Genomic DNA, 21,575 nt, shown 5'->3' on the forward strand with positions numbered 1-21,575 from the left:
TCAGCGCCGGGGGGTGAGCGCCCGCACGTCGACGTCGATGGGGAAGGGCACGTCCAGGGTGAGCCGGTCCCGGGCGACGGTGGTGGGGACGTAGCGGGGGGCGCGGACCCCGTCGAGCTCGTACACGTGGATCGCGGGTCCCGTCTCCTCCGGTTCGATCCGCCAGGAGTGCGGGATTCCGGCTGCCGCGTACTTCGTCGGTTTGGTGGTGCGGTCCCGCTCCCGCGACTCCGGGGAGACGATCTCGATCGCGATGAGCACGTCCTCGGGCGGGACGTGGGTGGCCTGGTACCAGTCGAGGTGGTCGTCCTTCCCCTCCTCGAACTCGTAGACGAGGATGTCGGGTTCGGGCCGCTGGTACCTGCCCAGCTTCATCGTCATCCGCGCGATGACGTCGACGTTCTTCGGCGCCGCCTCCTCCAGAGCGTTGGCCAGGTGGCGCATGACGTGCGAGTGAAAGCGGGTCTGGGGGGACAGCAAGACGAGCGCTCCGTCGATGAGTTCCATCCGGGGTGCTCCCGGGGGAAGTCGGTCCATGTCATCTGCGGTCCAGCCCCCGGGCGGGGTGAGGAACCAGTCGGGGAGCGGCTCGGCCATCGAATCCTCCTGGGTCGGTTCCCGGGGCCACCCTGGTGTCGCCGTTCTCCGCATGACAGGAAGGTAGCGCTGAGTGACGACAGAAGTAGCGTGCCTTCCTCATACCCGCTCCACTGGGGTGCCAAGGGCACTGGTCAGAGGCGTTACCCATGATTAACCGAACCCGGTTCTAGTGCGCGGGTCACATTCTCTGTAGAGTGCGGCCATGGATCTCAACGGAATCTCCGCCCTCGTCTCGGGCGGCGCGAGTGGCCTCGGTGAGGCCACCGCCAGGGAACTCGCCTCCGCCGGTGCCACCGTCGTCGTCGCCGACCTCAACGCCGAGCGCGGCGAGGCGGTCGCCAAGGAGATCGGTGGCGTCTTCGTCTCCACCGACGTCTCCCAGGAGGACCAGGTCAAGGCCGCCGTCCAGGCCGCCGTCGACACCGGCAAGCCCTTCCGCGTCGCGGTCTCCTGCGCCGGGATCGGCTGGGCGACCCGCACGGTGGACCGGAACGGCAACCCCCACGACCTGGACAGCTACCAGAAGGTCATCCAGGTCAACCTCATCGGCACCTTCAACGTGCTGCGTCTGTCGGCGGCCGAGATCGCCAAGACCGAACCGGTCAACGAGGACGGCGAGCGCGGCTCCATCCTCAACACCGCCTCCCTCGCGGGCATCGAAGGTCAGATCGGTCAGATCGCCTACTCCTCCTCCAAGGGCGGCGTGATCGGCATGACCCTCCCGGCGGCGCGCGACCTCGCGGCCATCGGCGTCACCGTGAACACCATCGCCCCCGGCATCCTGGAGACCCCCATCTACGGCGACGGCCCGGGCTCGGAGGAGTTCAAGCAGCGCCTCGCCGCCCCGGTCCCCTTCCCCAAGCGCCTGGGCACCGCCGCCGAGTTCGGCAAGCTGGCCCGGACCCTGCTGGAGGTCAGCTACGTCAACGGCGAGGTCGTCCGGATCGACGGCGGCCTCCGCATGCCCCCGAAGTAGGAGGACACCGTGTCCGACGAGGTTCTCTACACGGCTGAGGACGGCGTCGCCGTCATCACCATCAACCGTCCCAAGGCGAAGAACGCGGTGAACGCGGCGGTCGCGACGCGCATCGCCCAGGCCCTGGACGACGTGGACGCCCGCAAGGACGTGCACGTCGCCATCATCACCGGCGCGGGCGGGACCTTCTGCGCCGGGATGGACCTCAAGGCCTTCATGAAGGGCGAGGTCCCGGTGGTCGAGGGGCGCGGGTTCGGCGGTTTCGCCGAGCGCGGCCCGAAGAAGCCCCTGATCGCGGCGGTCGAGGGGTACGCCCTCGCGGGCGGGTTCGAGGCGGTGCTCGCCTGCGACCTGGTCGTGGCGGCCGACGACGCGCGGTTCGGCATCCCCGAGGTGAAGCGCGGCCTGGTGGCGGGGGCCGGGGGTCTGCTGCGCCTGCATCACCGCATCCCGCGCAACATCGCGATGGAGTTCGCCCTGACCGGCGACTTCGTCGGGGCGCGGCGCCTGGCCGAGCTGGGCCTGGTCAACCAGCTCACCGAGAGCGGCGGCGCCCTGGACGGGGCGCGGGCCCTGGCCGCCCGCATCACGCCCAACGGTCCGCTGGCGCTGAAGGTCTCCAAGGAGATCATCCAGGCCTCGGACGACTGGTCCGGCGACCAGATGTGGGAGCGGCAGAACGAGCTGGCGGGTCCGGTGTTCGTCAGCCAGGACGCCATGGAGGGGGCGATCGCCTTCGCCGAGAAGCGCGCTCCGGTCTGGAAGGGCGAGTAGCGCCCACCCGGCCCCGACGGCGGCCGTCCCAGCCGGGCGGCCGCCGTCGGCGTCGCCCGGCGGTGAACCCACCACGTGTTCCCGAGTGGTCACTCTCCGTGTGTAGCCTGGTGTTCCCTTCCGAGCGCCAAGGAGACGGCCGCGTGACCCTCATTCCCACTCGGAGCCGCCCCGCCACCCGGGTCGGGGCGCCCACGATCCTGGCGGTGGCCGACTCCTCGGAGCGGGTCGGCCTCACCGTCGCCATGCTCGACCGGCTCTCCGGGGCCGGTACCACCGTCGGACTCGCCGTCGCCCGCACCGACCGGACCCCCTCCCCGGCGCGCATCCGCGACGAGACCGAGGGCAGCCGCCAGGCGGGCCTGCGGGTGCCGGTGCTCACCGCGCGCCAGGTCCGTGCCCTGGTCCGGCGCCACCGCCCCGACGTCGTGCTGCTCAACTGTTCCGGGCCGCTGGTGGAGACGCTCTCCTGCTCCCTGGGGTCCGTCGTGCGCCGGTACCGCCCGGTGGTGGTCTCCGCGCTCCCCGGCCTGTCCCTGCCCGCCTCGGAGGGGGAGTGGCTGCACCGCTCCCGGGTCGACCTGCTCGTGGCGCACAGTCGGCGCGAGGTCGCCGCCTACGCCGACCTGGGCGAGCGGCTGGGCGTGCGGGGCGAGGTGGGGCTGGGCAGTCTTCCGCTGGGCCGCCCGGACGCGGACCGGGCCGCGCGGCGCGACCGTGTGGTGTACGCGGCCCACCCGGGGGCGCCGGACACCGAGCGGGGGCGCCGCGACGTGCTGCTGGCCCTGACCGAGCTGGCCGAGGACCGCCCCGACCTGGAGGTCGTGGTCCACCTGGGCCGCGAACCGGGCGACCGCCTCCCGTTCGTGGAGACCTGGCGGTCGCTGGTCCGGGCCGAACTCGTGGAGGACCACGTCCTGGTGTTCCGCTCCGGCCGTCTGTCCGACCAGCTGGACCGGGCGCGCGGACTGGCCGCGGTCGGGTCCACGGCGGTGATGGAGGCCCTCGCGCACCGGGTGCCCACCCTGGTCCTCACCGACTTCGGGGTGGGCCCGGGCCAGGGCAACACGGTCTTCGAGGACAGCGGTCTGCTCGGCACCCTGGCCGACGTGAGGGCCACCCGCTTCCGGCGGCCCGGCCGGGAGTGGGGCGAGCAGAACCACTTCCACCCGCCCGAACTCGACGACTGGGTGGACCGCCTGCGCGGCCTCCACCTGCGCCGCCTGCGGGGCGAGCTCGGCTGACGGCTTCGGTTCGGGCGCTCAGGAACTCCCGTCGTGCTCCCGCGCCGCCTCCGCGGCCTCCTCCGGGGACAGGGCGGCCTCGGCCAGCGTGAGCTCCGCCTCGGGCGCCCGGCCCGCCGCCTCCAGAAGGTACGGCTCCATGACCGCGGCCAGCGACTGCGAGAACGAGTACGAGAAGTGGTTGGTGTCGTAGTACACCAGCTGGTTCCCGATCACCCCGTGGCAGACGTCGTCCTGGCACAGGTAGCCCGTCATGTCCAGGAACCGGGTGTTGGCCGGGACGTCGTCCAGCTCCAGGTAGGGGGCCCGTTCGGCCATCGAGTGCGACGCGGGTTCGGAGCACTCCGAGCGGTGGTTGCGGTCGGTGCAGTCGGGGACGCGGAACGAGAACCGGGGTGTGTCGCGCACCGCGACGACGTCGATCCCCCGTGCGTCCAGCTGGCGCCAGCGCTCCACGAACCCCTCGGGGACGTGCTCCTCGGGGCCGCTGCGCACGCTGGTGAGCGAGGCCAGGGTGAAGACGGTGTCCGGCTCCAGCTCGTCCAGGGCGGCCATGACGCCGTCGTTCCACTGGGCGCACTCGGTGAAGACCTCGCCCCGGTACCGCTGTTCGCCGGAACTGAACTGGCAGGCGTTCTTGGTCATCGTGACCAGCCGCCACCCGTGCTGGTCGGCGAGGGTCTCCAGCGCCTGGAACCAGTGCCGCACGTGGGAGCTGCCGACGAGGGCGATCGTGTAGTCGGAGCGCGGGTCGCCGAACTCGCAGGTGACCACCTCGGTCTGGTCGATCAGGGCGTTGCACGCGCGGGTCTGGTCGATGGTGTCGCGGGCGACCGTGGTCGTGTCCGGGTAGACGGGCAGGGAGGGCAGGTTCCTGGCCAGGTCCTGGTCGAGGTGGACCGCCGCCCCCGGATAGGCGAGCGGGTTCGAGCTGAGTTCCGTACGCAGCTGCCGGTCGCGTTCGATCGACTGCGCCCACAGGGAGCCCGCGACCAGTACCGGGACCACGAAGAGCACCCCGGCGGCCAGGGACCACGCCGGGGTGCGCAGCCGTCGTGTCGCCCGGCTGACGCCGCCGTCCACCATCCAGCTGGTGGCCAGGGCCGCCGCGAAGGACACGCCCAGGACCAGCAGGCCTCCGCCGGGGGTGGGGCGCTCCAGGCCGGTCAGCTCCAGGTGCAGGACCAGCACCGGCCAGTGCCACAGGAACAGGGTGTAGGCGTGGCCGCCCAGCCAGGTCAGCGGGCGCGCGCCCAACAGGCGGTTGGCGGACAGCCTGCCGTTGGCGGCCGTGCCCGCGCCCGCCAGGATGATCAGCAGCGCGGCCAGGGTGGGCCACAGGGAGGCGTACCCCGGGTAGGGCAGGGAGTCGCCGATCACGAGACCGCACAGCACCAGCGCGGCCAGGCCGGCCCACCCCGCGACGGTGCGCGCCCACCCCGGCAGGTCCACCCGGTGGACGAACAGGGCGAGGAGGCCGCCCAGGGCCAGCTCCCACAAGCGGGCCCCGGTGTCGAAGTAGGCCCACACCGGCGCGGTCGCGGTGATCCACAGCGAGTAGCCGAACGAGACGGCGAACACCGTGCCCACGGCCACCGCCGCGCCCCGGCGCGCCGACCGGCCCAGCCGGACGGCGAGCAGCGCGGCCCCGCAGACCAGGAGCGGCCACAGCAGGTAGAACTGCCCCTGCACCGCCAGGGACCAGAAGTGCTGGACGGGGCTGGCCGCGGAGTTCTCCGCCATGTAGTCGACGGAGCCCAGCGCCAGGTGCCAGTTCCCGTAGTAGAGCGCCGCGGCCCACACGTCGTCGATGACGGTGGTCCACTGGGAGCGGGGGAAGTACGCGTACGCCATCAGCAGGACGGCGCCGAGCACCACCGCCCCGGCGGGGAAGAGCCGCTTCACCAACTTGGTCCAGAAGGCGGCGAGGTCGACGCGGCCGTCGCGCTCCATCGCCCTGACCAGGGACCCCGTGATGAGGAATCCGGTGAGGAGCAGGAAGACGTCGACACCGCCGGAGACCGTGCCGAACCAGATGTGGTAGACGGCGATCAGCAGGGCGGCGACGGCGCGCAGCCCTTCGATGTCGGGGCGGCGACGGCTCCCCGGGGCGGTCACGCGGGTCGTGACGGCGTCGGGGGCGCGATTCAGGGCGGGAACGGACACGGGTCTGCCTCGGGCTCGAAGGAGGGCAGGGGGCAGCCGGGCCGTCGGAGTGACGGCCTGTGTACCAGGAGTGTGGTGGGGCTGAGGGAGAGGCCCTGCCGGTCCAGTATCAGCAGCATCGGGGTGTGTCCCGTGTGAGGGACGTGTGCTGTTGTCGAGTCGAGATGAAATCTGTGTGAATGCGTATCCCTGAGCAGGGACGACATGTGTGGGCGGTCACACGGAAGGGGGCCCGCGCGGTGTGCGCGGGCCCCCTTCCGAGTCGTCGGTCGTCCCCGGTCAGTCGCCCACGGACACCGGCGTGCCGGTCTGGCCCCGGAAGGGGTCGGCCGGGACCGGCTCCGCGAAGACGCCGATGGGGAAGTCCCGCAGCGCCCTCTCGTAGAGGTCGTTCACGGCCGCGTTGAAACGGGTCAGCGAGTCCGGGTGGTCCGGACCCAGCAGGTACCGCTTGAGCACCGCCCGGCGGTCGGCCAGCTCGTCGCCGACCGGCTCGCGGGCCGCCGCCAGGACGGTCTCCAGCCCGGCCAGCCCGGGACGCAGCACGTAACCCGCGCCCGCGGAGGGGAACTGGCGGCGGAACTCCTCGTCGTCGGTGCCCTGCATCTCCACGATCGCGTAGGGCTTCCCGCTGGCCACGAAGTCGGCGACCACGCTGGAGATGTCGCTGACCATCACGTCGGACTCGTTGAAGCACGAGAACAGCGACGGCACCGTCCCCGTGACGACGTGGTGGCGCAGCGGACCGGACGAGGCCCAGTACAGGGAGTGCCAGCGGTCGAGGAGCTCCCGGTAGCCGACCAGGTCCTCGGCGGTCAGGTGCTGCTCGGCGGCGCTCTCCCGGAAGGCGTCGACGCGCTCCCGGAGTGCGGCGAGCTCCCGCTCGGCCTCGGGTGAGACCGGGTCCAGGCGGCCGTTGGCCTCCTCGATCAGTTCGATGATCCTGCGGTGCGCGGCCCCGGCCGACGGCGCCCGCCGCCCCAGCAGCGGGTGCGGCTTGTAGATCACCCGGACCGGCTCGGCCCCCCGGACCAGGCGCTCGACCAGTTCGAGCCCGGCGGTGTCGGCCGAGGTGAGGTAGTTGTTGTCGTCCACGCCCTCCCAGGTGGGCGCGTAGAGGACGGTGGGTACCGCGCGCCGCTCGGGCGGCCGGTGCCCCTGGACGGCCACCAGCTGGGGGCGGCCCACCTCGACCACGTCGCGGTCGTCGATGGCGTGCCGGACCCGCTCGTAGCGGTCGCGTCCGCCGCGGCCGGCCACCCAGATCTCGTCGAAGATGCGGCTCACGCGGTTGCTGCTGGGCAGCTTGTCGCTGTCGCCGTGCCCGACGAACACGTGCTTGATCTCGGCGCGCTGGATCAGGTGGATGTTCTTGCCGGTGTTGCCCGGGTAGAGCGCCACCCGGACCGCGGACAGGTCCAGGGCGGCCAGGTCGTCGGCGCGCGGTACGCACACCACCGGCAGCGACGTCGGCTCCAAGTGCGGCATGTTCCCGCGTTCGCGGAAGATCACCAGGGCGCGCCGGTCGGCCTTCTCCAGGGCGTCCAACCACATGTTCGCCTGGTAGACGGCGTTCTGCTCGCCCACACCGAAGGTGAAGTACAGGACCACCTCGGGCCGGGTCTTGCGCAGCGCGCGGTTGACCCCCTCGATGACCTCCTCGTCGGAGGGCGCCCGCAGGTGGGCCAGGAACACCGGGGTCGCGAACAGGACGGCGCCCAGGGCGAGCAGCACCGTGAGCGAGGCTCCCGCCGCCGCCAGCGCGGCGGGGCCGCCCGCCAGGTGGCCGACCGCGCCCAGGACGAGCGGGAGGTCGGCCAGCAGGACGCGGCTCATCGGCAGGGAGCGCAGCGGCGCGGGGATCTCCGGCATGGAGATCCCGGGCAGGTCCAGGTTGCGGGTCTTGACCGGCGTCCGCGCCCGGCGGAACACCTGGTGGCGGACGAGGTCGTACACCAGGGTGAGCACGAAGAACGCGGCCACGCCGCCCGCCGTCCACCAGTAGGCCGGGGTGCCCACCGCGTCCATGGAGACGTACAGCGCGAGCACCAGCGCCTGGCGGGCCAGCGTGCGCACGGTCAGCCCGACCCGGATGCGGCTGAGGACCTTGTTGAGCACGGTGACGCGCTGGGACACCAGCCACTCGGTGGCGTACAGGACCAGCGCCAGCAGGCCGAAGACCCACACCTGGGCCATGGCGACCTCGACCGCCTGGAGCAGGAAGGTCAGGCCCATGATCCCGAGGACGGCCAGCGCGGTGCGGTCCAGGCCGATCCGCGAGAGGTAGTTCTTCACTTGGCCCCTTCCCGTTCCTTCTCCTGGGCGCGTGCGCCGGCCGGGGACAGGGCGGGGCTCTCGCGGCGCACGTCGACGACGTGGCCGGTGAGGTCGGAGAGCAGCACGTCCACGGAGGTGCGGGCGACCTGGTCGGAGCTGAGCAGGCTCCCGGCGGGCTCCTCGCCGAACGCCTTCGTGCGCATGGGGGTCTGGGTCCGCTCGGGGTTGATGCAGTTGATCCGCACCCCGTCCGCCGACCACTCGTCGGCCAGCGCCTGGGTGAGGTTGACGGTGGCGGCCTTGGTGGAGGAGTACAGGCTGTACTCGGCGCGTCCGCGCGTGTACGAGCTGGACGTGTACAGCAGCAGCTGGCCGCCGGTCTGTCTGAGGTACGGGAACGCGGCGCGGGCGATGTTCACCGGCGCGAGGTAGTTGACCCGCAGGGTGTCCTCCACCTCGGCGGGGTCGGTCTGGTCCAGCCGCCCGATGCGCAGGACCCCGGCGGTGTTCACCACGTAGTCGACGCGTCCGGTCGCGGAGTGCGCCTGCTCCAGGGCGCCCGCCACGTCGTCCGGGTTGGCGACGTTGGTGCGGGTGGCGCTGCGGGAGTAGCGGAAGACCCGCGCCCCGTGCAGCTCGGCGAGGTCCGCGACCCCGGCGCCGATCCCGTAGCTGCCGCCGAAGACCACCACGGTCTTGCCGGCGAGCTCGCGGGCGTAGTCGTCCTCGGAGAACTCGGGGGTCGACGAGGTGGCCAGCTGGAAGAGCTTGTCCGCGATGAAGATGTCCACCGGCTGGGTGACCTTCATGTTCTGCTCCTCGCCCGCGACCACGTGGATCGGCACGCCGGGGGAGTAGCGCAGGACGACGGAGCAGTCGTCGGTGGCCTCGAAGTCGGGGTCCTCCCACGCGCGCGTGTAGGCGTCGCGGATGGTCGCGAGGCGGAAGGCCTGCGGTGTCTGCCCCCGGCGCAGCCGCGACCGGGTCGGGACGTCGGTGATGAGCTCGTCGTCGACCTCGATGATCGTGTCCGAGGACGGAATGGCCACGTCCACGGCCTCGAAGGTGTCGAGCGCGGTGACGCAGTCGTCGATCACGCGCTGGGAGAGCATCGGCCGGACCGCGTCGTGGAAGAGGACGTTGGTGGTTTGCGCGGGCAGGTGCGCCAGCGCGTCCAGGGCCAGCTGCGTGGTGGCGTTGCGGGAGGTGCCGCCGGGGATCACCTGCGTGACCTTGGCCAGCCCGGCCCGGTCGACGATGTTCTGCGCGTCGGCGACGAACCCGGGGTTCATCATCACGATGACCTCGTCGACGCCCCGCGCCTGCTCGAAGACCGTGAGCGTGTGCTCCAGGATCGTCTTCCCGGCGATCTTGAGCAGCTGTTTGGGCGTGGCGAGGCCGATGCGCTGGCCGCTGCCTCCGGCCAGGACCACGGCCACGGTACGGGTGGCCGGCGCGGGCTTGGGGCGCGAGGCGGTGATATCAGGCAAGTTCGTCTCCCGTGGAACTCGTGGGAACTCGGTGCCCGACCTTGGGGGAACAACGTGCACGGTGGCGGCACGTCAGGCCGAGACGCGGTTAACCGTGACACCCGAGAGGGGTGGGGTTGCGCGGATGGTGTACTGACGTTGTTCTGGTGTTCACGCCTGGTTCGCGTGGGAACACCACATTGATGACGGCATGGGGCACGAACTGGTTTACGCGCCGGTAGGGCGGATGTCCACGGTGACGCGGCGAAGCGTGCGTGCCTGAGCGGCTCTGTGGTCGCCGACCCCTTGCGTCCGCTGCACGGAGGATGTGCGCGATTTTCGACGTTACCCCCCTCTGACCACGGAAAACAACGAAACATGCCGTGCTCTTGGGCACGGTCGCACCCTGGGGCGGGTGCCGGTCGGGGCGGTTGCGCGCGTGTCGTCCGATGAGGGGCGGTATGCCGGATGTGGCCACCAGCGGCGGTGTGGGCAACCACTCTGGCCCTCGGCGCGTCCTGGAGGCGTCGACGGGGGCACCGCCGGGTGAGGGCGCCGCGCGGGGGACCGACCCCGCGCGGCGCCCCTCGGCGCCCGTCCGGTTCAGGCGGCGGGAGCGGTCGTCGCCTCCGGGGAGGTCGGGTCGCCTTCGCGCAGACGCCGGTCCGGGAGGAGGGTGCCGAGCGCCCAGTGCAGCAGCAGCGCGGTGACCAGGGCCACCACCCAGCCGTAGTCGGCGAGCGGGGCCAGGAACGAGATGAAGGGGCCCTCCGACCCCACCGGCAGGTCGGCTCCGCCCACGGCCAGCAGGGCGCCCGCGCCGAAGGCGACCAGGGCCCGCCAGTTCCAGCCGTTCGCGTACCAGTACACCGAACCGCGCGTGTAGAGCGCGGGCAGGTCGACACGGGTGCGGCGCAGCAGCCAGTAGTCGGCGAGCAGGATGCCCGCCACGGCGCCGAGCAGGCTGCCCACCGTGCCGAGCCACGCGAAGATGTAGACGTTCTCGTCCTCCATGAGCTTCCAGGGGAAGATCATGACCCCGAGGAACGACGTGGTGATGGCGCCGACGCGGAAGCTGAACCAGTTCGGCTTCAGGTTGGCGAGGTCGTAGGCCGGACCCACCAGGTTCGCGGCGATGTTGGTGGACACCGTCGCCAGCAGCACCACGAAGATCGCGAAGAGCAGGCCGATCCCGCTGCCCATCCGGTTCACGACGTCGATCGGGTTCCACAGCGCCTCGCCGTACACGACGGAGGTTCCGGCGGTGACCATCACGGCGATGAGGGAGAACAGCGTCATCGTGGTGGGCAGGCCCAGCGACTGGCCGACGACCTGCGAGCGCTGCGAGGAGGCGAAGCGCGTGAAGTCGCTGATGTTGAGGGTGAGCGTCGCCCAGTAGCCGATCACGCCCATCAGCGACGGGAAGAACAGCACCCAGAACGCCGGGCCCCAGCCGAGGCTGTTCTCGGTGCTGAGCATCGGGCCGAACCCGCCCGCCTCGACGGCCATCCACACCAGCAGCGCGACGCCGCCGACCGCCATGAGCGGCGCGGCCCACACCTGGAGCTTGCGCACGCCCTCCATGCCCCACAGGATGATGGCGACCTGCACCAGCCAGAACAGGCCGAAGGACAGCCACAGCGTCCACGGGTGGTCGCCGAATGCGGCCGCGTTGGTCCAGGGGTCGCCGAACAGGCGACCGGCCAGGACGTACACGCCCTGCCCGCCGACCCACGTCTGGATGCCGAACCAGCCGCAGGCGACCGCCCCGCGCAGCAGCGCGGGCAGGTTCGCGCCGCGCAGCCCGAAGGAGGAGCGGGCGAACACCGGGAACGGGATGCCGTACCGGGCTCCGGCGTGACCGGTCAGCACCATCGGCAGGAGCACGATCAGGTTGCCCAGGACGATGGTGACCATGGCCTGGCGCCAGTCCATTCCGGCGGCGATCAGCCCGCTGGCCAGCGTCCAGGCGGGGATGCTCACCGACATGCTCACCCACAGCGCGGTGAAGCTCCCGGTGCCCCAGGTCCGTTTGGACATGGGGACGGGCTGGAGGTCGTCGTTGACGTAGGGGCTGTCGGGGAGGGTGGTCCCCTCGGGCATCGACACGCGCCCGTCGGGGTGCACGACCTGGGAGGTCGACTCTGGTGTGGAGGGGGCTTCGGACACGGGACACCTGTGTTTCGGTGGTGCTGACGGAGGGCGGGGCGCGGGCGCCGGGCCCACGCGCGCGGCCCGGGAGGTGATCCCGGGCGCGCCCGAAAGATCCTGGTCTGTTGTAGACCGTCGAATATCTTCGCACGTCATCCGTGCCGTGTTGACGTCCACCGGAGGGGGCGCGGGCCGGTCCCGCCCCGTGGGCCCGGCCCGCGCTTCGGCGGGGCGTCGGCGTCAGGTCGTGGGGCTCCCCGACAGCGCCGGGACGACCTCCCGCCCGTAGGCGTCGATCACTCCGTCGACGTCGTCGTGCATGGCGTAGACCGCGAACTGGTCCACCCCCGCCGCACGCAGCCGCTCCAGCTTCTCGACGTGCTCGGCCACCGTCCCGATCACGCAGAACCGGTCCACGATAGCGTCGGGCACGAAGTCGGTGTCGGGGTTGTCCACCCGGCCGTGGTGGCTGTAGTCGTAGCCCTTCCTGGCCCTGACGTAGTCGGTGAGCTCCTCGGGCACCATGTCCGAGTGCTCTCCGTACCGGGCCACGAGGTCGGCGACGTGGTTGCCCACCATCCCCCCGAACCACCGGCACTGCTCCCGCGCGTGCGCCAGCCCCTCCTCGGAGCCGTCGGTGACGTAGGCGGGCGCGGCCACGCACACCCTCACCTCGTCGGGGGAGCGCCCGGCCGCCACAGCGGCGGACCGCACCGCCCGCACCATCCACTCGGTCAGGTACGGGTCGGCGAGCTGGAGGACGAACCCGTCCGCCTTGCGCCCCACCAGTTCCAGGGCCCGGGGGCCGTACGCGCCCATCCACACCGGCAGGGAACCGTCGCGCACCCACGGGATGCGCAGGGTCGCGCCGTCCACGTCGGCCTCGCGGCCCTCGGCGAGGTCCTTGATCGCCGTCATCGCCTCGGAGAGCCGGGCCAGCGTGGCGGGTCCGCGCCCGGCGACGCGCATCGCCGAGTCCCCCCGGCCGATCCCGCAGATCGTCCGGTTCCCGTACATGTCGTTGAGGGTGGCGAACGTCGAGGCGGTCACCTCCCACGAGCGGGTGCTCGGATTGGTGACCATGGGGCCGACGACCATCCGCTCGGTCCGGTCCAGAATCCGGCTGTGGATGACGAAGGGCTCCTGCCAGAGCACCACCGAATCGAAGGTCCAGCCGTGCGTGAACCCCCGCCGCTCGGCGCGCACCATGCGCTCGACCAGTAGGTCGGCGGGCGGGTCCGTCTGGAGGACGAGTCCGAAGTCCATGGGTTCCTCCTCAGACCAGGTACTGACAGGTGGACCGGGGCACGTAGGAGCCGTGACCGGCCGCGCCCAGGTAGGTGCCGTCGTCCACGATCACGCGGCCCCGTGAGAGCACGGTGCGGGCCCGGCCCGTCACCCGCTTCCCCTCGTACGCGGAGTAGTCCACGTTCATGTGGTGGGTGGCGGCGGAGAGGGTCTGCTCCGCGTTCGGGTCGTAGACCACCAGGTCCGCGTCGGCGCCCGGGGCCACGGTGCCCTTCTTCGGGTACATCCCGAACATGCGCGCCGGGGTGGCGCAGGCCAGCTCGATCCACCGGCGGCGGCTGATCCGGCCCTCCACCACGGCCTGGTGCAGCAGGTCCATCCGGTGCTCCACGCCCGGCATGCCGTTGGGGATCTTCGAGAAGTCGCCCGTGCCCAGGTCCTTCTGCCCGACGAAGCAGAACGGGCAGTGGTCGGTGGAGACCACGGACAGGTCGTTGGTGCGCAGCGCCCGCCACAGGTGTTCCTGGTGGTCGCGGGGGCGCAGCGGCGTGGAGCACACGTACTTGGCGCCCTCGAACCCGGGTTCGGCGAGGTTGTCGGTGGACAGGAACAGGTACTGCGGGCAGGTCTCGCCGAACACGTTGAGGCCGAGGTCGCGGGCGCGGGCCAGCTCGGCCACGGCCTCGGTGGCGGACACGTGCACGACGTACAGCGGGGCGCCCGCCACACGGGCGAGCTGCACGGCGCGGTGGGTGGCCTCCGACTCCAGCAGCGCCTTGCGGACCTCTCCGTGGTACCGGGGGTCGGTCCGGCCCTCGGCCAGGGCCTGTTCGACCAGCACGTCGATGGCGATGCCGTTCTCCGCGTGCACCATGGTGAGCGCCCCGTTGGCGGCGCCGCGCTGCATGGCCCGCAGGATCTGCCCGTCGTCGCTGTAGAACACCCCCGGGTAGGCCATGAACAGCTTGAACGAGGTGACGCCCTCGTCGACGAGGGCGTCCATCTCCTTGAGCGACGACTCGTTGACGTCGGACAGGATCGCGTGGAAGGCGTAGTCGATCGCGCAGTTGCCGTCCGCCTTGGCCCTCCAGGCCTCCACCCCGGAACGCACGGACTCGCCCGGCCGCTGGATCGCGAAGTCGACGATGGTGGTGGTGCCGCCCCAGGCCGCGGCCCGGGTGCCGGTCTCGAACGTGTCGGCGGACTGGGTGCCGCCGAACGGCATCTCCATGTGGGTGTGGCCGTCCACACCGCCCGGGACGACGTAGTGGCCGGTGGCGTCGATGGTCGCGGCGCCGCTCCGGGCCCAGCTCCGGGCCGGGTCGCTGCCGCGCAGGGCGAGGGCCGCCACACGGCCGTCCTCGACGAGGACGTCGGCCTCCAGCTCTTCGGCGGAGGTGACGACCAGGCCGCCGCTGATGAGGGTTCGGGTCATGGCGTCACCCCTCCACCAGCGGACCGTAGGCGTCCGGCCTGCGGTCGCGGTAGAAGGCCCACTGCTGGCGGACCTCGTCGACCAGGTCCAGGTCGAGGTCGCGCACGACCAGTTCCGCGTCGGTGTCGGAGGCGACGTCGCCGACGAACCGTCCGCGCGGGTCCACGAAGTAGCTCGTCCCGTAGAAGTCGTTGTCGCCGTACTCCTCGACCCCGACCCGGTTGATGGCGGCCACGTAGTACGCGTTGGCCACGGCCGCGGCGGGCTGTTCGAGCTTCCACAGGTAGGCGGACAGGCCCCGGCTGGTGGCGGAGGGGTTGTAGACGATCTGGGCCCCGCCCAGGCCGAGGGCCCGCCAGCCCTCGGGGAAGTGCCGGTCGTAGCAGATGTAGACGCCGATCCGGCCGACCGCCGTGTCGAAGACCGGCCAGCCGAGGTTGCCGGGGCGGAAGTAGTACTTCTCCCAGAAGCCCTTGACCTGGGGGATGTGGTGCTTGCGGTACTTGCCCAGGTAGGTGCCGTCGGCGTCGATGACGGCGGCGGTGTTGTAGTAGAACCCGGGGCCCTCGACCTCGAAGACGGGCAGCACCATGACCATGTTCAGTTCCCTGGCCAGGGCGCTGAAACGGGTGACGGTGGGGCCGGGGACGGGTTCGGCCCAGCGGTGGTGTTCGGCCTCCTGCACCTGGCAGAAGTAGGGGGCGTTGAAGACCTCCTGGAAGCCGATGACCCGTGCTCCCTGGGCGGCGGCTTCGCGCGCGTATCTCTCGTGGGCGGCCGTCATGGATTCGGCGTCACCGGTCCACTCGGTCTGGACGAGTGCGGCCCGGACGGTGTGCGGCATGGTTCCCTCGCTCCTCTTCGAGCGCCGCCCCGACAGCTGGCGGCGAAGAACGCCTGGTGCGTCCGCCTCCGACCGCGGCGCGACCGGGTGCCCCCGCTCTTCGGGGAGGGCCGGTCGCGGGCGGGGTCGGTGCGTCGTAGAGGTCGCACCCTAGGTAAGAGGAGATTGGCCGGTCAACGTCCGACATCCCGGCGGACGGGAAAGAAACGGGTGGCCCCGGTGACTGCCGTGGCCAGGGTTCACCCGTGTCCCGTGCCGGGCGGTTCCGGTTCGGCCGAACCGACAGGTTTGGCGGGGAGGGCGGTCGCCGATTTCGTGCCTTCGCACATGCGGCCGAGGGCGGCCGGGCGGGTGCCCGGCCGCCCTCGGCCAGCGGTGTTCCGGTGCGCGAGCGGCCGGGGGAGGCGGGTCAGCCGGTGACGTCCACCTCGACCTCGGAGCCGCCGAAGGTCTCGGCGCTCAGGCCCATGTAGGAGATGTCGGAGGCGTCGTCGACGTCGAAGACGATCGGCACCACGAGGGAGTCGCCGGGGTCGATCGAGACGTTCATCATCTCGCTGGAGAACTCCAGGGTGGCGGCGTAGTCCTCGCCGATGGCCGTGCCGTCGTAGGTGTAGAGGTTCTGCTCGTCGCGCCAGAACGTGATCGGGTCGCTCCCGGCCGGGGCGACCTCCACCCACACCACGACGTACTCGCCGTACGGGGTGAACGAGCCGACCTCGGTGACGCCGGTCTCGACCTCGGTGACGGTGAAGAGCATGCCGTTGTGCTCCACCTCCTCACCCATGCCCGGCAGGTCCGGGTTGGAGCGCTCGGCGTTGCCGAGCCCGGTGCTGGTGTCGCCGCCGGTCGACCCTCCGGAGCCGTCGGTACCGTCCGTGCCCTCGGTCTCCTCGGTGCCGCCGGTCGTTCCGCCGCCGCCGTCACCGCCGCCCTCGTTGTCGGCGAAGAAGAAGACGAGCAGCACGACCAGGGCCACGCCGATGACGAAGAGGCCGCCGCAGCCCAGGCTGATCCACAGCCAGGGGCCGCTGCCCTTGGAGGGGGGCGGGGTGGGCGGGCCGTACTGGCCGCCGTAGGGGTCGCCGCCGAACTCCGGGCCGGGGCCCGGGCCGTAGGGGTCGCCGCCGTAGGGGCCGCCGGGGCCGCCCGGGGGCATACCGCCCGGGGGCGGGCCCATCGGGGGCGGTCCGCCGGGCATGCCACCGGGGGGCATTCCACCCGGAGGCATGCCGCCGGGCGGCGGACCCATCGGCGGCATCCCGCCAGGGGGCATCCCGCCGGGGGGCGGGCCCATGGGCGGCTGACCGCCGGTGGAGGGGCCCATGGGCGGCTGGCCGCCGGTGGAGGAACCGTAGGGAGGGCCCTGGTAGGGGTCCTGTCCGTGAGGAGGAGGCTGAGTCATGGTGTCCTTGGCTTTCTTGCGCGGTGCTCACGGTGAGCGGGAGCGTGTGACCGGGCCACGCCAGGGGGATCTGCCTACTGTGGGGGCATGGCACGACTGCTCATCGTTCACCACACGGTCTCACCCGCCACCAGGGAACTACTGGACGCGGTGCTCGACGGCGCCCGAACAGACGATATCGAAGGCGTACGAGTGCAGGTCAAGGCCGCACTCTCCGCGAACGCGACCGACCTGCTCGAAGCGGACGCGGTGGTACTCGGTACCCCCGCCAACATCGGTTACATGTCGGGGGCCCTCAAGCACTTCTTCGACTCCGTGTACTACCCCGTGCAGGTGGATACCCAGGGGCTTCCGTACGCGCTGTACGTTCACGGCGACAACGACACCTCCGGAGCGGTCCGCTCGGTGGAGTCGGTGGCCAAGGGTATGGGCTGGCACCGACACCGCCCGCCGGTCACCGTGACGGGCCGACCGGACGCAGGGGCCCGGGAGGCCTGCTGGGAGCTGGGGGCGGTGACCGCGCTGGCCGCTCTGGAGCGTGCCGAGCAGGGCGGATAGCCGGGTGGACCGTCGGGCGGAACCGGTCGGGGAATTCCAAGCACATACCGTTCCCTGAACACTTATGGGACAGTAAGGAGAGCCTCGCTGGGGGAGGATTCACTAGTGAAATCCCCCTTTGTCTGGATTCTTGAACCCGCCGTCAGCGAGCCGATCCGGAAACCCGGTATTTCGGTTATGCGCAATAGGAGTTCTGGTGAGTCCCCACCCCCCGTCACCCGCTCGGTTGAACTACGCCACAGAAGAGGCCACGGCCCCCAGCGCCCCCATCCGGGTACTCGTGGTCGACGACCACGCCCTCTTCCGGCGCGGCCTGGTCTCGGTCCTCAACGACGAAGCCGACATCGACGTGGTCAGTGAGGCCGCCGACGGCGACGAGGCGGTGGTGCTCGCCACCGAACTCCGACCCGACGTCGTGCTCATGGACGTGATGATGCCCAACTCCACCGGCATCGAGGCCTGCCCGAGAATCCGCGCGGCCGTTCCCGAGGTCAAGTTCGTCATGCTCACCATGAGCGAGGACGAGGCCGACCTCTTCGAGGCCCTCAAGGCCGGGGCCACCGGCTACCTCCTCAAGGAGATCGCCGTCACCGACATCGCCCGCGCCGTCCGCGCCATCGCCGAGGGCCAGTCCTTCATCAACCCGGCGATGGCGATCAAGCTCATCGGCGAGTTCGCCGGGCTGGCCAAACAGGAGCGCGCCCCCAGGGCCGCCCCCGCCATCCCCGAACTCACGCCCCGGGAGACCGAGGTCCTCAAACTGCTGGCACGCTCCCTGAACAACAGGGAGATCGGCGAACGCCTGTTCATCACCGAGAACACCGTGAAGAACCACGTCCGCAACATCCTGGAGAAGCTCCAGGTGCACTCGCGCACCGAGGCCGCCATCTACGCCGTGCGCGCCGAGTACCTCGGGTAGGCGGCCACGGGCCACGGCGGCCACCGAGGCGTCCGTAGACGCGGGCACCGCACCCGACGGGGCCGCTTGAAGTCGCCGCGCGGGGGTGACAGTGTGACCAGTCCCGGTCCACCCGCACCCGCGCGCCCGCCGCGCCCGACCCCAGGGAAGCCGCCGTGACCCGAGGTCCCCGACCCGACCACCTGCGCAACTTCGTCGACGGCGGGTACGCCGACACCGCACAGGGCCGCCGGAGCGACCTCGTCGACCCGGCCACGGGGAGGGTCTTCGCCACCGCCCCCGTCTCCGGGCCCGAGGACGTCGACGCCGCGTTCCGGGCCGCGCGCCGCGCCTTCGACGGCGGCTGGCGGGACTGGACCCCGGCCGAACGGCAGATCGCGCTCAACCGCTTCGCCGACGCCGTGGAGGCCCGCGCCGACGAACTCGTCGCCGCCGAGGTCCGCAACTGCGGCAAGCCGGTCGGACTCACCCGCACCGAGGAGATCGGCCAGGTCCTGGACGCCCTGCGGTTCTTCGCCGGGGCCTCCCGCAACCTGGAGGGCCGCGCCGCGGGCGAGTACCTGCGCGACCACACCTCCTGGATTCGCCGCGAACCCCTCGGCGTGGTCGGGCAGATCACCCCCTGGAACTACCCGATGGCCATGGCGGCCTGGAAGATCGGCCCCGCGCTCGCCGCCGGGAACACCGTCGTCCTCAAGCCCTCGGACACCACCCCGGTCTCCACCCTGCTGCTCGCCGAGATCGCCGCCGAGTTCCTCCCCGCCGGGGTGTTCAACGTGGTGTGCGGCGACCGCGACACCGGACGCGCCCTGGTCGACCACCCGATCCCCGCCCTGATCTCCCTCACCGGCTCGACCCGGGCCGGGTTCGAGGTCGCCCGCGCCGGGGCGCGCGACCTCAAGCGCCTGCACCTGGAACTCGGCGGCAAGGCCCCCGTGATCGTCTTCGACGACGCCGACGTCGAACGGACCGCGGCGGGCATCGCCGAGGCCGGGTTCTTCAACGCCGGCCAGGACTGCACCGCGGCCACCCGCGTCCTGGCCGCCCCCGGTGTCCACGACGACCTCGCCGCCGCGCTCACCGAGCGGGCCCGCGACACGGTCACCGCCGGACCGGACCGTCCCGACGCCGCCTACGGTCCGCTCAACAACGCCGACCAGCTCGCCCGCGTCACCGGGTTCCTGGAACGGGTCCCCGACCACGCCGAGATCCTCACCGGCGGCACCCGGGTCGGGCGGGAGGGCTTCTTCCACGCGCCCACCGTCGTCTCCGGGCTGCGCCAGGGCGACGAACTGGTCACCGACGAGATCTTCGGTCCCGTCCTCACCGTCCAGCGCTTCACCGACGAGGACACCGCCGTGGCCTGGGCCAACTCCGTGGAGTACGGGCTGGCCTCCAGCGTGTGGACCCGCGACCACGCCCGCGCGCTGCGCGTCTCGCGCCGACTGGACTTCGGCTGCGTGTGGATCAACACCCATATCCCGATCACGGCCGAGATGCCGCACGGCGGCTTCAAGCACTCGGGCTACGGCAAGGACCTGTCGACGTACTCGTTCGAGGAGTACACCCGCATCAAGCACGTCATGAGCTACATCGGCTGACCGGGGGAGAGCCTTGACCGACGACACCGCGCGCGCGGCCGCACGGGCCCTGGAGGGGGCCCGTCCCCGCGTCTTCTGGCTGGACCCAGACGTCCCCGGACACGAGGTGCCCGAACCCGCGCCGCCACTGCTGGGGGACGTACACGCCGATCTGGCCGTGGTCGGCGCCGGGTACTCCGGGCTGTGGGCCGCGCTGATCGCCAAGGAACGCGACCCCGACCGCGACGTGGTCGTGGTCGAGGCCCGCACCACCGGCTGGGCGGCCTCCGGGCGCAACGGCGGGTTCTGCGCGGCCAGCCTCACCCACGGCCGCGAGAACGGGGCCGAGCGCTGGCCCGAGGAGATCGACGAACTCGAACGCCAGGGGATGGCCAACCTCGACGCCATCGAGGAGACCGTCCGGCGGTACGGCATCGACTGCGAGTTCGAGCGCACCGGCGAGACCCTCGTGGCGACCGAGCCCTGGCAGGCCGAGGGGTTCGAGGAGGAGGCCCTGGCCCTGCGGGCCCAGGGGCGCACCGCGCACGTGTGGGACGCCGGGCAGACCCGCGCCCAGGTCGACTCACCCACCTACGTGGGCGGCTTCCACGACCCGGACGGGGTCGCCATGCTGCACCCCGCCAAACTCGCCTGGGGGTTGCGGGCCGCGGCCGAGGGCCTGGGGGTGCGGTTCTTCGAGAACACGCCCGTTCGTTCGATCCGCTCCGTGCCCGCCGGGCTGCGCCTGGAGGCGCGCACCGGAACCGTGCACGCGCGCAGGGTCGCCTGGGGCGGGGGCGCCTTCCCCGGGCCGCTGCGCCGCCTGCGCCACTACCTGGCTCCGGTCTACGACTACGCGCTGGTGACCGAACCCCTGACGGCCGAGCAGCGGGCGTCCATCGGCTGGGAGCACAGGCAGGGGGTCTCGGACTCCGCGCACCTCTTCCACTACTACCGGCTCACCGCCGACGACCGCGTCCTCTGGGGCGGGTACGACGTGGTGCACCACTACGGGGGGAAGGTGCGGCCCGAGTACGACCAGCGCCCGGAGACCTTCCAGAGGCTGGCCGAACACTTCCTGGAGACCTTCCCGCAGTTGCGCGGGATCAGGTTCGGGCACAGCTGGGGCGGGGTCATCGACACCTGTAGCCGCTTCTCCGTGTTCTTCGGCGACGCCTACGGGGGGCGCCTCGCCTACGCCGCCGGGTACACGGGGCTGGGTGTGGGAGCCACCCGGTTCGGCGCGCAGGTGATGCTGGACCGGCTCGACGGGCTGGACACCGAACGCACCCGGCTGCGGATGGTGCGGGAGAAGCCGCTGCCGTTCCCGCCCGAGCCGGTGCGGTCGCTGGGTATCGAACTCACCCTGAGGGCCACCGCCGCCGCCGACCGGAACGGGGGGCGGCGCAACCTGTGGTTGCGGGGGCTGGACTCCGTGGGCATGGGGTTCGACAGCTGAGGTGGTGCGGGGCCCGGTGTGTGCCGGGCCCCGCTTGTGGATGTCGGGTTAGATCGGGATGCCGATGTCGGGGGCCAGGCTCGCTCCCAGGGTTTCCATGGCGGTCTGTCCGAGGAGGAGGGTTGCTCCGAGGGCGGTGGCGGGCCAGCCCCACCAGCGGCGGGGTGCACGGTGACGGCCCCGGGTGCGGACCGGTTGTGCCTCGGGCTCGGTTCGGGCCTCGGTGGCGGCCTGTCGGGCTTCGCGGGCTTTCTGTTCGCGGTGTTGGCGGGCGACCTTGACCCAGTGCGGGACGGGTCCGTGTTGGAGCATGTAGGCGACCCGGGGGTTGTCGTGCATCTGGCGCAGGAGGCGTTCCTGGCGGGCCTGGTGGGTCTCCTCCCAGGGCATCTCCGAGCGGGAAACCTCCGCCTGAGGTGCCTGTGTCTGGGGTGCCTTCGGCGGAACCGGGAGGGCCCGCAGGGGAGGCC

Annotated in this window: 17 protein-coding genes; 7 read left to right on the top strand and 10 right to left on the bottom strand. The window is 71.7% G+C overall.

Features of this window, described 5'->3' with window-relative positions; genetic code table 11:
- Complete coding sequence (locus ABZ635_RS07855) at positions 1–597, bottom strand: Uma2 family endonuclease (protein ID WP_357760579.1); 597 nt, start codon at positions 595–597, stop codon at positions 1–3.
- A 205-nt stretch (positions 598–802) separates the two neighbouring features.
- Between ABZ635_RS07855 and ABZ635_RS07860 the strand changes: the two genes are divergently transcribed.
- From ABZ635_RS07860 to ABZ635_RS07870, 3 genes are all read left to right on the top strand, one after another.
- On the top strand, positions 803–1,576 hold the full coding sequence (locus ABZ635_RS07860; RefSeq protein ID WP_357760582.1) for an SDR family NAD(P)-dependent oxidoreductase: 774 nt from the start codon (positions 803–805) through the stop codon (positions 1,574–1,576).
- A 9-nt stretch (positions 1,577–1,585) separates the two neighbouring features.
- Positions 1,586–2,350: a crotonase/enoyl-CoA hydratase family protein gene (locus ABZ635_RS07865; RefSeq protein WP_357760585.1), complete on the top strand. Its 765-nt coding sequence runs from the start codon at positions 1,586–1,588 to the stop codon at positions 2,348–2,350.
- A gap of 143 nt (positions 2,351–2,493) precedes the next feature.
- Positions 2,494–3,594, top strand: coding sequence for a DUF6716 putative glycosyltransferase (locus ABZ635_RS07870; RefSeq protein ID WP_357760588.1), 1,101 nt, complete (start codon positions 2,494–2,496; stop codon positions 3,592–3,594).
- Between the two features lie 18 nt (positions 3,595–3,612).
- On the opposite strand, the gene ABZ635_RS07875 is transcribed toward ABZ635_RS07870, so the two are convergent.
- The 8 genes from ABZ635_RS07875 to ABZ635_RS07910 form a co-directional block, all read right to left on the bottom strand.
- Positions 3,613–5,760 carry an acyltransferase family protein gene (locus tag ABZ635_RS07875; RefSeq protein WP_357760591.1) on the bottom strand — a complete coding sequence of 716 codons (2,148 nt, stop codon included), beginning with the start codon at positions 5,758–5,760 and terminating at the stop codon, positions 3,613–3,615.
- Between the two features lie 279 nt (positions 5,761–6,039).
- Positions 6,040–8,055: a glycerophosphotransferase gene (locus ABZ635_RS07880; protein ID WP_357760593.1), complete on the bottom strand. Its 2,016-nt coding sequence runs from the start codon at positions 8,053–8,055 to the stop codon at positions 6,040–6,042.
- Complete coding sequence (locus tag ABZ635_RS07885; RefSeq protein ID WP_357760596.1) at positions 8,052–9,527, bottom strand: bifunctional cytidylyltransferase/SDR family oxidoreductase; 1,476 nt, start codon at positions 9,525–9,527, stop codon at positions 8,052–8,054. Before ABZ635_RS07885 ends, ABZ635_RS07880 begins: the two co-directional genes overlap by 4 nt.
- Before the next feature lie 582 nt (positions 9,528–10,109).
- The gene (locus ABZ635_RS07890) at positions 10,110–11,675 is read right to left on the bottom strand and encodes an NCS1 family nucleobase:cation symporter-1 (RefSeq protein ID WP_357760599.1); all 1,566 of its coding nucleotides are present in this window, start codon (positions 11,673–11,675) and stop codon (positions 10,110–10,112) included.
- Between the two features lie 222 nt (positions 11,676–11,897).
- Positions 11,898–12,923: a TIGR03842 family LLM class F420-dependent oxidoreductase gene (locus ABZ635_RS07895; RefSeq protein WP_357760602.1), complete on the bottom strand. Its 1,026-nt coding sequence runs from the start codon at positions 12,921–12,923 to the stop codon at positions 11,898–11,900.
- Positions 12,924–12,933: 10 nt separating this feature from the next.
- Entirely contained in the window at positions 12,934–14,340 is a 1,407-nt protein-coding gene (gene hydA, locus ABZ635_RS07900; RefSeq protein ID WP_357760605.1) for a dihydropyrimidinase, read from the bottom strand.
- A 4-nt stretch (positions 14,341–14,344) separates the two neighbouring features.
- Complete coding sequence (locus ABZ635_RS07905) at positions 14,345–15,184, bottom strand: nitrilase-related carbon-nitrogen hydrolase (RefSeq protein WP_357760608.1); 840 nt, start codon at positions 15,182–15,184, stop codon at positions 14,345–14,347.
- Positions 15,185–15,593: 409 nt separating this feature from the next.
- Positions 15,594–16,589, bottom strand: a complete 996-nt coding sequence (locus ABZ635_RS07910; RefSeq protein WP_357760611.1) for a DUF4352 domain-containing protein — start codon at positions 16,587–16,589, stop codon at positions 15,594–15,596.
- Positions 16,590–16,676: 87 nt separating this feature from the next.
- Between ABZ635_RS07910 and ABZ635_RS07915 the strand changes: the two genes are divergently transcribed.
- From ABZ635_RS07915 to ABZ635_RS07930, 4 genes are all read left to right on the top strand, one after another.
- Entirely contained in the window at positions 16,677–17,147 is a 471-nt protein-coding gene (locus tag ABZ635_RS07915; protein WP_357760614.1) for a flavodoxin, read from the top strand.
- Between the two features lie 196 nt (positions 17,148–17,343).
- Entirely contained in the window at positions 17,344–18,066 is a 723-nt protein-coding gene (locus ABZ635_RS07920; RefSeq protein WP_357760618.1) for a response regulator transcription factor, read from the top strand.
- Positions 18,067–18,221: 155 nt separating this feature from the next.
- Positions 18,222–19,667, top strand: coding sequence for a gamma-aminobutyraldehyde dehydrogenase (locus ABZ635_RS07925; protein ID WP_357760621.1), 1,446 nt, complete (start codon positions 18,222–18,224; stop codon positions 19,665–19,667).
- A 13-nt stretch (positions 19,668–19,680) separates the two neighbouring features.
- Positions 19,681–21,105: an FAD-dependent oxidoreductase gene (locus ABZ635_RS07930; RefSeq protein ID WP_357760624.1), complete on the top strand. Its 1,425-nt coding sequence runs from the start codon at positions 19,681–19,683 to the stop codon at positions 21,103–21,105.
- A 48-nt stretch (positions 21,106–21,153) separates the two neighbouring features.
- Here ABZ635_RS07930 and ABZ635_RS07935 read toward each other — a convergent pair whose 3' ends face one another.
- Complete coding sequence (locus tag ABZ635_RS07935; protein ID WP_357760625.1) at positions 21,154–21,495, bottom strand: hypothetical protein; 342 nt, start codon at positions 21,493–21,495, stop codon at positions 21,154–21,156.
- Positions 21,496–21,575: the final 80 nt, after the last annotated feature.

Source organism: Nocardiopsis sp. NPDC007018 (assembly GCF_040635075.1).
GTDB lineage: Bacteria > Actinomycetota > Actinomycetes > Streptosporangiales > Streptosporangiaceae > Nocardiopsis.

Bases quoted from the DNA above. Each gene is read 5' to 3' on its own strand.
- ABZ635_RS07855 (WP_357760579.1), bottom strand. From the start codon at position 597: ATGGCCGAGCCGCTCCCCGACTGGTTCCTCACCCCGCCCGGGGGCTGG.
- ABZ635_RS07860 (WP_357760582.1), top strand. From the start codon at position 803: ATGGATCTCAACGGAATCTCCGCCCTCGTCTCGGGCGGCGCGAGTGGC.
- ABZ635_RS07895 (WP_357760602.1), bottom strand. From the start codon at position 12,923: ATGGACTTCGGACTCGTCCTCCAGACGGACCCGCCCGCCGACCTACTG.
- hydA (WP_357760605.1), bottom strand. From the start codon at position 14,340: ATGACCCGAACCCTCATCAGCGGCGGCCTGGTCGTCACCTCCGCCGAA.
- ABZ635_RS07905 (WP_357760608.1), bottom strand. From the start codon at position 15,184: ATGCCGCACACCGTCCGGGCCGCACTCGTCCAGACCGAGTGGACCGGT.
- ABZ635_RS07910 (WP_357760611.1), bottom strand. From the start codon at position 16,589: ATGACTCAGCCTCCTCCTCACGGACAGGACCCCTACCAGGGCCCTCCC.
- ABZ635_RS07915 (WP_357760614.1), top strand. From the start codon at position 16,677: ATGGCACGACTGCTCATCGTTCACCACACGGTCTCACCCGCCACCAGG.
- ABZ635_RS07935 (WP_357760625.1), bottom strand. From the start codon at position 21,495: ATGCCCTGGGAGGAGACCCACCAGGCCCGCCAGGAACGCCTCCTGCGC.